The organism is Thalassolituus sp. UBA2590 (assembly GCF_002339775.1).
Classification (GTDB): domain Bacteria; phylum Pseudomonadota; class Gammaproteobacteria; order Pseudomonadales; family Oceanobacteraceae; genus Thalassolituus.
This window is the reverse complement of the sequence record NZ_DDKU01000092.1, coordinates 1-10,553: the sequence shown is the minus strand read 5'-3', so window position 1 is coordinate 10,553 and position 10,553 is coordinate 1. Positions and strand designations below refer to the sequence as shown.

Genomic DNA, 10,553 nt, shown 5'->3' with positions numbered 1-10,553 from the left:
TCAAGATTTGTCGGCGCCGGCCCTTTGCGAATACGACCAGATGTGTCATAATGCGAACCGTGACATGGGCAGAACCAACCACCCTGCCAGTTTGGATCAAACGGCTGAGGCTCAACTTCAGGTACATACTTAGGCGCACACCCCAGGTGAGTACATACACCCAGCAGAACGATCAGCTCAGGCTTGCGGGAACGGTAAAGGTTGTCAGCGTATTCAGGCTGCTGCGCTTTATTAGCGTTCTCAGGATCTTTCAACCGGTCAGCGAGGCCTTCCAGAGTGTTCAGCATGTCTTCGGTACGGCGGGCGACATACACCGGCTTACCGCGCCATTCAGCGGTGACCATTGCACCTGGCTCAACTTTGCTGACATCGATCTTCGCCGGAGCACCTGCTGCCTTTGCTTTTTCGCTTGGCATCCAGGACTTAACGAAGGGCACCGCAAGGAAGCCAGCACCGACAGCACCGACACCGGCAGTAGCGCCGACCAGCAGAGTACGCCGGGCCTTATTAACGCCGTCTTGACTCATTACCATCTTCTCCCATCATTTAAATTCTTATGCAGCTACACGACCTGCGCTAGTTGTACATAATTTATACAGATCAAGCGTAGCATACAGGGCGGCGCACATAATAGAGAAAACAGGGTCAGGAAACAACCAGAAATACCCACAAGGCATGGGGTTTTGGGCATAAAAAAAGCGCTTATTGATCTGTGCCAATAAGCGCTTCTTTCTGCTCTGCAGCGTTGGATTAACGCTTGGAGAACTGTGGCTTCTTACGTGCTTTACGCAGACCCACTTTCTTACGTTCAACTTCACGAGCGTCACGAGTAACGTAACCCGCTGCACGCAGTGAAGGACGCAGAGTTTCATCGTACTGCATCAGTGCACGGGTGATACCGTGACGGATTGCACCGGCCTGGCCATTACCGCCACCGCCTTGTACGTTGATGATCACGTCGAACTTTTCGAGGCTTTCAGTCAGTTCGAGTGGCTGACGAACAACCATACGAGCCGTTTCACGACCGAAGTACTCGTCCAGAGGACGCTTGTTTACTACGATGCTGCCAGTACCAGGACGCAGAAAGACGCGCGCGGTGGAGGTCTTACGACGACCGGTACCATAGTATTGTGTTACTGCCATCATCTTATCCCAGTTTCAGTTCTTGCGGTTGCTGAGCAGTATGTGGGTGCTCAGTACCTGCGTAAACTTTCATTTTCTTGAACATAGCACGACCAAGAGGATTCTTAGGAAGCATGCCTTTCACCGCAAGTTCGATTACCTGTTCTGGTTTGTAATCGATCAGCTTCTCAAAAGAGATCGATTTCAGACCACCCGGGTAACCTGTGTGGCGATGATACATCTTATCGCCAGCTTTCTTGCCGGTTACTTTTACTTTGTCTGCGTTGATAACAACGATGTAATCACCGGTGTCAACGTGTGGAGTGTATTCTGGCTTGTGCTTTCCTCTCAGGCGGAGAGCAACCTCAGTGGCCAGGCGACCCAGCGTTTTATCAGCTGCATCAACAACAAACCACTCACGTTTTACGGCTTCTGGTTTTGCGCTGTAAGTTTTCATCAAATTCTCGCCTTCAAGGGCATTGTTGATTCGAAAAGAGGGCGGCATTCTATAGGAGGGATTGGGGTAGTGCAAGGACTAATTCAATTAGTTTTTAAGTCCCTGCATTACAAGGTAAAACCTCAATACTGCTCTGGCTCCTTGAGAGAAACCAAGCCCCAGATCAGACTCAGAAGTGCCACCATGACGTCTAACAGAATCGCCAGCCCCATTGCCTGAGATGTCTCTTCTGCCTGGTCATATCCCATTACCTGCCCTGCCCAGAAAAATCCGGCGCTGACCAGAAAGCCAACCACAATACAGGTAATCAGAAAGTAACCCTTTGCATCGTCCAGCATCAGTTTCTCCTGTGTCAGGAGACGCTGAATCCACCAACGTATGCCACCACACAGAACCAATGTGATAAGTACGCCTGATAAAAAGTAAATCGCCATTGTCGCTAAGCCCCCGCACAGCGATGATATCCATGCAGGAAAGCTTAGTTCAGAATGACCTGTCCGCAAGGAAAGTCAGACGAATATCAATGGCGCGCGATTACGATGATCAGGCCCAACACTGACAGATCAGTGCTCACGCGTTGAGCGGAACTGAATTTCCGGCCATCGCTCTTCAGTCAGCGACAGGTTGACGCGAGTCGGCGCAATGTAGGTGAGGTAACCACCGCCATCAATCGCCAGGTTCTCTCCGCCCTTACGCTTAAACTCTTCGAGCTTGCGCTCATCGTCGCAGTAGACCCAACGAGCGGTATTTACGTTCACCGGCTCGTAGATACACTCAACTTTGTATTCATCCCGCAAACGCTGCTGCACGACGTCAAACTGCAGCACGCCCACAGCGCCCAGAATCAGGTCGTTGTTATTGAGCGGCATAAATAGCTGGGTCGCCCCTTCTTCGGAAAGCTGCTGCAGACCTTTCTGCAGCTGCTTCATTTTCAGAGGGTCTTTTAAGCGTACCCGCTTGAACAGTTCCGGCGCGAAATGCGGAATACCGGTGAACTGACGATCTTCACCCATGGTAAAGGTGTCACCAATCTGGATAGTGCCATGGTTATGCAGACCGATGATGTCACCGGAGATCGCCTCTTCCACCGCCGAGCGGTCACCCGCAAGGAAGGTCACAGCATCGGCAATTTTTACATCCTTGCCGATACGGACGTGTTTCATCTTCATGCCCTTGCTGTAGGTACCCGAGCAGATGCGCATAAAGGCAATACGGTCCCTGTGTTTCGGGTCCATGTTGGCCTGAATTTTAAAGACAAAGCCTGTGAACTTGTCACTGTCCGGCGCCACTTCGCCAAGATCAGTACCACGCGGTAACGGTGATGGCGCCCACTCGACAAAGTAGTTGAGCATTTCGCGCACACCGAAGTTCGCCAGTGCTGTCCCGAAGAAGACGGGCGTCAGCTTGCCGTCGAGGTACTCCTGCAAGTCAAATTCGTGGCTCGCTGCCTGTACCAGTTCAATCTCTTCTTTGACTTCTTCAACCAACTCTTCACCGAGCAGCTCCAGCGCTTCTGGTGAATCGAGACCCTTGATCTGAATATCGTCCGGGACAACACTCGCCTGCCCCTGCTTGAACACATGGATAGTGTCCGTCATCAGGTCATAGATGCCTTTGAACGCCTTGCCCATACCGATCGGCCAAGTCACTGGCGCACACTTAATGTTCAGTACTGTCTCGATCTCATCCAGTACTTCGATGTGATCGCGGACTTCACGGTCCATTTTGTTGATGAAGGTGAAAATCGGCGTGTCGCGCAGACGGCATACGTCCATCAGCTTGATGGTCCGGTCTTCTACACCTTTAGCGCCGTCAATCACCATCAACACAGAGTCAACAGCGGTCAGTGTGCGGTAAGTATCTTCTGAAAAGTCCTCGTGCCCGGGGGTGTCCAGCAGGTTGACCATGCGCTCACGATACGGAAACTGCATCACCGAGGTCGTGATCGAGATACCACGCTCCTGCTCCATCTGCATCCAGTCAGACGTGGCCATACGGCCGGTCTTTTTGCCCTTTACGGTACCGGCGAGCTGAATCGCATTCCCGAACAGCAGCAGCTTTTCGGTGATCGTGGTTTTACCCGCATCCGGGTGAGAGATAATGCCGAAAGTCCGACGCTTGCCGACTTCCTGCTGAAATGGTGTATCAGACATGACTTCTCTGAACTGGAGATTGAAAGGCCGCTATTCTCTCTGAAAGCGGCCTTCTGTTCAAAGGGTGATCGAACCACCGGGGTTTAACAGAAAGAATACTTCCTGCTCTTATCAGAAATTCTTGTCAGAAATAGTCCTGCCAAAGCAGAGGTCCGAAGGCGACGATCACCAGTGCCGTTGCCATGGTGACCAGTGGCAGCAGAATCTTCTCGTGGCGATACCAGAAGCGCTCTCCCTGAGTTTCCAGCTTCGACAGCCGGATTTCTTCTTCACCAACGACTTGCCTTGTCAGCAGATGATTCAGTGCCACGGGCGGACTGAGGTAACCCAGTTCGAAGGCTACCAGAGTGACCATCCAGAAATGAATCGGGTCGATACCCGCTTTATAGGCAATACCCGCGATGGTGACGCTGACCAGAAGCACGGCGCCGTATGGGTCCATGATCATGCCAATCAACACCAGAATAGTGACCAACGCCAGCATCGCCATCCATACCGAACTGAACTCTGCAGGCAGCAGAGTCATCAACTCAGCGCGTTCAATCACACCACCGATCGTCATGGTCGTGCCCATCAACATCAGCAAGGCACCAATATGCACAGTCGCCTCTGACGTGGATGACTGAAGGTTGGCAAATAACGAAGGCTTCTCTGGCGTATTCGTATCAACCACACCAGAGGCTCGCGCTTTTTTATCCGCAATACGCTCATAAATCAGAATCACGGCCAGCAAAACAGGAAGGATGGTCGGCGCCGAAAACTCATCCAGATACGCGGCCAGCACCAGAGCGTATACGACCAGCGTGGCCGCAATAAGAAGCACATAAGGGATCAGCGGCTTGAGTGCATTAAAGAACGATGGCCAGACGCTACCGTCTGTTTTCTGAAGGTTCTGATAGTCGTCTTTCTTACTTGTGATAAATGCGTAAAAAGCAAAAAGCGCGGTTGTTAACAGGAAGACTTTTACCCCCCAGCCGAATAACTCGTCGGTCGTCACTTCATTGTTCAGTGCAGCGACAATGACCACCAGCAGACACGGACGCAAAACCACACCGAGAGAGCCTGACATTGCTGTCGCAGCGAGCGCCAGCTGTCGACGTGCACCGGCTCTGCGCACCTCAAGGTATACAAGGCTGCCGACGGCAATCACGAAAATACCGGAACCGCCGGTATAGGCTGTAGGCACCGCCGACACGGCTACCGCAATAACCGCCAGCATTTCAGGACGGAAGTTAAACGGACGAAAAACATCGAATACCTTCTGCGCCAGGTCGGTACGTTTCAGCAACATACCGATCAGTACATACAGAGCGACATTCAGCATCAGCGACGCCAGTTCCATCATCTGATTGATGTAAATACCGATGCCCGAAGCGTGCCCGTTTAACAGAAAGTAGCTGCCAGAAATAAGCGTAAAAATGGCATACAGTGGAGTCGACAGAAGTGCGTTGCCCATATTCCCGCCCGGCACAGCATCCTCCGGAACCTTGATAACCTGATAAAGGCAGATTGCGATGGCGGAGCCGAACCCGAGAATCCAGACCCAAAGCAGCGTCAGGTGCTCAGAGCTGACATTGATGCCCGCCGACAAGGCAACATTCTTAAAGCTAAGCATAGAGAAGAAAAGAATGGCGAACGCCCCAAGCTGGGCCAGTGCCGACACCCGATAATCCAGCACACTCGCCGCCGGGCGCAGCGAGATATGATGCTTACGCAGCAGTGCAGTTCCGCCGCAGATCAGAACTAACACTGCAAGCATGATCCCGGAAGCGACCATGCGGAATTCGCCCAGATCAGCGACCCATTTCTCTAGCGACCGATAGGCTTCCACCGTGGGGGTAATGCGCTCAACAATGCCGTGATAACGGTCGAACTTAAACTCACAGTCCACTTTTGCCGCTTCAAGCGACTGACGCAAGACATCTGGCGGAACGGGATCTGAGGCCAGCAGATCAAACTCGTCATCCGCTTCTTCCTGCTCCCGGATCATTCGTTGCAGGGCTTGTTCGATATCCTGATCGGGATTACAGGCAGGTGCTTGAGGATCAACCCGTAACTGATAATAGCCTTCCCACTGGGCCTCACCCAACAGCAGTAGCTGGGCATGAATTGCATGACTGGTATTCAGCAGTACGACTGCAAGCAGTATCAAAAATGCCGGAAATGTTGATAACCAACGATAGAGGCCCTCGCTCTTCCCATGGGTAGTATTTTCAGAACCGTCGTGAGCATTAAGATCCATGCGCCTGCCCTTTATCAGCTTGGTGTTATTTTTATCGTTACCTGAGCACTATTAAATTGCTGCGCAGTGGATCATACACAGAAACCATGCACTTTGTGTAACGCCCACCAACCCGGTTAGCATACGCCTGAGCCAATCAATTCATCCCGAGCCAATTATGACTGACAGCAGCGATACTCCCCGTCCAACGTCCCAACACATGCCGAATATCGACGAAGACTGCCTGAACCCGATAGACGAAAGCGTCTTGTTTAACGAAAAAGAAAGTGATCACAAGCCCCGAATTCTGCTGCTCTATGGGTCTCTGCGAGAGCGCTCTTTCAGCCGCCTGGCAACGGAGGAAGCCGCCCGGATTCTCGAATGGCTCGGAGCCGAAACCCGGACCTTTAACCCATCAGGTCTGCCGCTGCCCGATGACGCCGATGCGGATCACCCCAAAGTAAAAGAGCTGCGCGAGCTGGCTAACTGGAGCGAGGGAATGGTCTGGTGCAGCCCGGAACGCCATGGCGCAATGACAGGCATAATGAAAGCACAAATAGATTGGATACCCCTCGCACTTCAGGGTGTTAGACCAACTCAGGGGAAAACTCTGGCCATCATGCAGGTCTGTGGCGGCTCGCAATCATTCAACGCCGTTAACCAGATGCGAATTCTGGGGCGCTGGATGCGTATGGTGACAATCCCCAACCAATCTTCGGTTCCAAAAGCCTGGCTGGAATTTGATGACAACGACCGTATGAAGCCGTCGTCTTATTACGACCGCATCGTCGACGTTATGGAAGAGCTGATGAAATTTACCCTGCTGCTCAGGGATAAAAAAGACTACTTTACCGACCGCTACTCGGAGCGAAAAGAAAGTGCAGAAGAATTCAGAAAGCGGATCGACACCCGCTCACTCTGAAATTTATTCTACTTTTACCAGGCCGCCTTTTTCGTATCCGAGGCGGCCCGTCCTGACCTTCTGACGTTGCATTCCCGGCACCGGCCGCAACATAAACAGGTCACCGTTCCGCCCCGTCATGGTACGCGGTATTCCGCAGCCCTTTGCCAGTCCTGCGTGGGCTTTCATATGCTCAGTTTCACCATGAACGGGAATCGCAATCTCAGGCTGAACCCAGTTGTACAACATCTTCAGTTCATCCTGCGCCGGATGGCCTGAGGCATGGATATCGTGCTCTGCATTATCAACCGTAACAACCTCAACGCCGAGCGCCGTGAGTTGATCAATCACGCCCTGAATGGCCTCTTCATTACCAGGGATCGCTCTGGCACTGAAGATCACCCGATCGCCTGCCTCCAATTCAAAATCCGGATGTGTTCCGGCGGCAAGCCTGCGCAACGCGGTGCGGGGTTCCCCCTGACTGCCGGTCGCGACGGCAAGCACTTCGTTGCGAGGTAAATAGCCCAGATGACCCGTATCCACGGCACCTGCACTGTAAGGCCAGACACCCGCCCGTTTGGCACACTGGTGCATATTAATCAGGGAACGACCATACAGGCCCATGTAGCGCCCCGTATCTTCGGCAATATGAGATAACGTCAGCAAGCGCGCTATATTACTGCCGAAACAGGTGACAACCACGCGACCCTTCGCACTCTCGATGTAATGGCGTAACCCATCATAGAGATCACCCTCTGATACTGAGTGCCCCTTTGTCGTGGCATTGGTCGAGTCGCACACCATCGCCAGCACGCCTTCATCGGCTAGCTTACGGAAGGTCTCTTCTTTATAGCCATGCCCCACCACTGGGTCGGGGTCCAGCTTCCAGTCACCGGTATGAAAAATATTGCCCAAGGGCGTGCGGATCATTAAACAGTTCGGATCAGGAATCGAATGGGTTAACGGCAACCACTGCACGTCAAACGGGCCGATATGTAAGCGCTCGCCAGTTTCAGGAATAATAAGTTTCACCTGATGCAGAATGCCGTGCTCAGCGAGCTTTTTCTTCAGTACTTCTGCGGTAAACCGGGTGCAGTAAATCGGGCAGCGTAACTTATGCCAGAGATACGGCACAGCGCCGACATGGTCCTCGTGAGCATGAGTAATAATCAGCCCCGCGAGATCATCTTTGCGCGCCTCAATAAACTCAGGGTCAGGCATTTGAGTATCAGGTTCGCCACTATGATGGCGTGTACCATCCGCACTGACGCGTCCGGGTTTGGGAAAGGTGACGCCACAATCGACCATCAGCCACTTGCCGTCGTGACCATAGAGATTCATGTTCATACCGATTTCGCCGGTACCGCCTAACGGCAGAAAGACCAGATCCGAACTGGAAGGCATCATAAATCAGGCTCGCAACGCTGCCCAACAGGAATATCCGTAATAATAATATCTGCTCCGTGATTACAGGCTGACTTCAGAGATTCAGCATCATCGACCAGAAAGGTTCCAAACAGAACCTGGCTCTGGTGTAGTTTCTCTACAGAAGAATGCGACATAACTATCGTTGGGCTAACCAATACATCTGCATTTGATTCCTGCGCAGCATCGACAGGATTTTCAGCGAAGAAAAAAGTACGAATGGCTGCCATCGCTCCGATATAATCCCAGTCCTCTCCAGCGTAGAAAGCAGGATAAGAGAGTGCAATCCGAGCATTAAAATCTTCGAGAGAGTTCTTTATTTTTTCGACCTGATATTTTTCAGGAACCTCAATAAATACAGGGTTTTCTATTTCCTGCTCAGTCAGCGCGAGGTAAATTTCGGCTCCGTATTCTTCAACATCCAGTGTGACACCGTCCTGAATTTTCAAATCGAGGTAAATCGTTTTTTCAGGGTATTCTCTGGCAATAGAAAGAGCTTCAGTCAGAGTCGCCAAAGGATGGTAATCAGATGCTTTTTCTTCAGAGCCTGACTTTCCTGACGGGAAATGGCATTCGAACAAGTCATTCAACTCATCTGAATACACATCCCGGATATACACAGGTTCAAATGCCTGACCATCGTACCGTCGACAGTTTTTTTTACTGATCCAGGGATCGTGGGCCAGCAGCGGAACACTGTCGCCGGCAAGAACGATATCAATTTCGATGCCGTCATAATCACTACGCTTCAGAGTTGCTTCAATCGCCTGTAAGGAATTCAGAGGCGCATCTCCTGCACTGGCACCGTGAGCGAGGTAGAGCCGTGATTTAAGACTGGCGACCCCAGAGTCCAGAGGCTTCATTGGCGATAACGAACAACCCGCCAGTATCAGAGACAGCCAACCGAGTAATACGGTTATAGATAAGGCCTTAGCCTGAGGGAAAAATATTGCGCGCTTAGTTATCACCTTGTTTCTTACCGTCAATTGAACATCCTTGTGGACCACAGGTGTCGCATCGCTGTTGACCCGTCAGCCAACCAGACACCTTGTATCGATTGCGCGCAAACCAGAGGTAGGCCTTGTCTGCAAACCAGCGAATGACAGGCCATCTTAGCGGGGCAATCCAGAAGCCTCGTCCAACAAGCGACCAGGCACGATAAGTGACATCCAAACCCAGCAGGAGTTCACCATCAGCAGTATCGGCGTGGAGGATGGTGCTCGCGGCCTGCGGATCAATGTGCGGATAACGCTCAGTAAACCCTTCCTGCTGAATATCCACCAGCGTCAGGCGACCGGCCTGATCTGCCTTTCTCAGGTGGTCCATTTCGCGTACACACAAAGGGCAGTAGCCATCGTAATAAAGGGTAAGTTCAGACATGCACGCAACCTCGCTGATTGATACAATACCCCACTATTTTACGTACAAAGAGACGAGAGATCATGCCTCAGTATCGTTCCAAGACGTCTACCGCTGGTCGCAATATGGCCGGAGCCCGCGCCCTGTGGCGCGCAACGGGTATGAAAGACGATGATTTCCAGAAGCCTATCATCGCTGTTGCGAACTCATTCACTCAGTTCGTTCCGGGTCACGTTCACCTGAAAGATCTTGGCCAACTGGTTGCCCGCGAGATCGAGAAAGCCGGTGGCGTAGCGAAAGAATTCAACACGATTGCCGTAGACGACGGGATCGCCATGGGTCACGACGGCATGCTCTACAGCCTGCCGAGCCGTGAAATCATCGCCGACTCTGTTGAGTACATGGTTAACGCGCACTGTGCTGATGCGATTGTCTGTATCTCAAACTGCGACAAAATCACTCCGGGAATGCTGCTGGCCGCTCTGCGCCTGAACATTCCAGTGATCTTTGTTTCTGGCGGCCCGATGGAAGCCGGTAAGACCAAGTTGTCTGAGCACAAGCTGGATCTGGTTGATGCTATGGTCATCGCCGCGGACGATTCTGCTTCTGACGAGAAAGTCGCCGAATATGAGCGCAGCGCCTGTCCGACCTGTGGTTCGTGTTCTGGTATGTTCACCGCCAACTCCATGAACTGTCTGACTGAAGCTCTTGGTCTGGCGCTGCCGGGGAACGGCTCGGTACTGGCTACTCATGCTGACCGTGAGCAACTGTTCCTCGAAGCCGGCCGCAAGATTGTTGAAAACGCCAAGCGTTACTACGAGCAGGACGATGAGTCTGTACTGCCCCGCTCTATCGCCAATTTCAAAGCGTTTGAAAACGCCATGACCCTCGATATCGTCATGGGCGGCTCAACCA

Annotated in this window: 11 protein-coding genes; 2 read left to right on the top strand and 9 right to left on the bottom strand. The window is 52.1% G+C overall.

The annotated features are described in order from the left end of the window. The 6 genes from petA to B2067_RS08615 form a co-directional block, all read right to left on the bottom strand. On the bottom strand, positions 1-527 hold a 527-nt coding region (gene petA / locus B2067_RS08640), incomplete at its 3' end, for a ubiquinol-cytochrome c reductase iron-sulfur subunit (protein ID WP_301388134.1). A gap of 223 nt (positions 528-750) precedes the next feature. Then, entirely contained in the window at positions 751-1,143 is a 393-nt protein-coding gene (rpsI, locus tag B2067_RS08635) for a 30S ribosomal protein S9 (RefSeq protein WP_068443028.1), read from the bottom strand. A 4-nt stretch (positions 1,144-1,147) separates the two neighbouring features. Continuing rightward, positions 1,148-1,579: a 50S ribosomal protein L13 gene (rplM, locus tag B2067_RS08630; RefSeq protein ID WP_068438803.1), complete on the bottom strand. Its 432-nt coding sequence runs from the start codon at positions 1,577-1,579 to the stop codon at positions 1,148-1,150. Positions 1,580-1,701: 122 nt separating this feature from the next. Continuing rightward, complete coding sequence (locus tag B2067_RS08625) at positions 1,702-2,013, bottom strand: hypothetical protein (RefSeq protein ID WP_068436258.1); 312 nt, start codon at positions 2,011-2,013, stop codon at positions 1,702-1,704. Between the two features lie 129 nt (positions 2,014-2,142). After that, positions 2,143-3,732 carry a peptide chain release factor 3 gene (locus tag B2067_RS08620; protein ID WP_301378295.1) on the bottom strand — a complete coding sequence of 530 codons (1,590 nt, stop codon included), beginning with the start codon at positions 3,730-3,732 and terminating at the stop codon, positions 2,143-2,145. A gap of 124 nt (positions 3,733-3,856) precedes the next feature. Next, the gene (locus tag B2067_RS08615; protein WP_301388133.1) at positions 3,857-5,974 is read right to left on the bottom strand and encodes a TRAP transporter large permease subunit; all 2,118 of its coding nucleotides are present in this window, start codon (positions 5,972-5,974) and stop codon (positions 3,857-3,859) included. A 157-nt stretch (positions 5,975-6,131) separates the two neighbouring features. Here B2067_RS08615 and arsH point away from each other — a divergent pair, with 157 nt between their 5' ends. Next, the gene (gene arsH / locus B2067_RS08610) at positions 6,132-6,875 is read left to right on the top strand and encodes an arsenical resistance protein ArsH (RefSeq protein ID WP_414716532.1); all 744 of its coding nucleotides are present in this window, start codon (positions 6,132-6,134) and stop codon (positions 6,873-6,875) included. A 3-nt stretch (positions 6,876-6,878) separates the two neighbouring features. On the opposite strand, the gene B2067_RS08605 is transcribed toward arsH, so the two are convergent. Genes B2067_RS08605 through B2067_RS08595 form a run of 3 tightly spaced genes read right to left on the bottom strand, consistent with a single transcriptional unit; the run spans position 6,879 to position 9,659 of the window. After that, complete coding sequence (locus B2067_RS08605; RefSeq protein WP_068443842.1) at positions 6,879-8,261, bottom strand: ribonuclease J; 1,383 nt, start codon at positions 8,259-8,261, stop codon at positions 6,879-6,881. Continuing rightward, positions 8,258-9,247: a glycerophosphodiester phosphodiesterase gene (locus B2067_RS08600; protein ID WP_301388132.1), complete on the bottom strand. Its 990-nt coding sequence runs from the start codon at positions 9,245-9,247 to the stop codon at positions 8,258-8,260. The genes B2067_RS08605 and B2067_RS08600 overlap by 4 nt, the downstream gene beginning before the upstream one ends. Next, positions 9,237-9,659 carry a thiol-disulfide oxidoreductase DCC family protein gene (locus B2067_RS08595; RefSeq protein WP_301388131.1) on the bottom strand — a complete coding sequence of 141 codons (423 nt, stop codon included), beginning with the start codon at positions 9,657-9,659 and terminating at the stop codon, positions 9,237-9,239. The genes B2067_RS08600 and B2067_RS08595 overlap by 11 nt, the downstream gene beginning before the upstream one ends. Positions 9,660-9,721: 62 nt before the next feature. Here B2067_RS08595 and B2067_RS08590 point away from each other — a divergent pair. Further along, positions 9,722-10,553, top strand: an 832-nt coding sequence (locus B2067_RS08590; protein WP_301388130.1) for a dihydroxy-acid dehydratase, incomplete at its 3' end; no start/stop codon positions are given.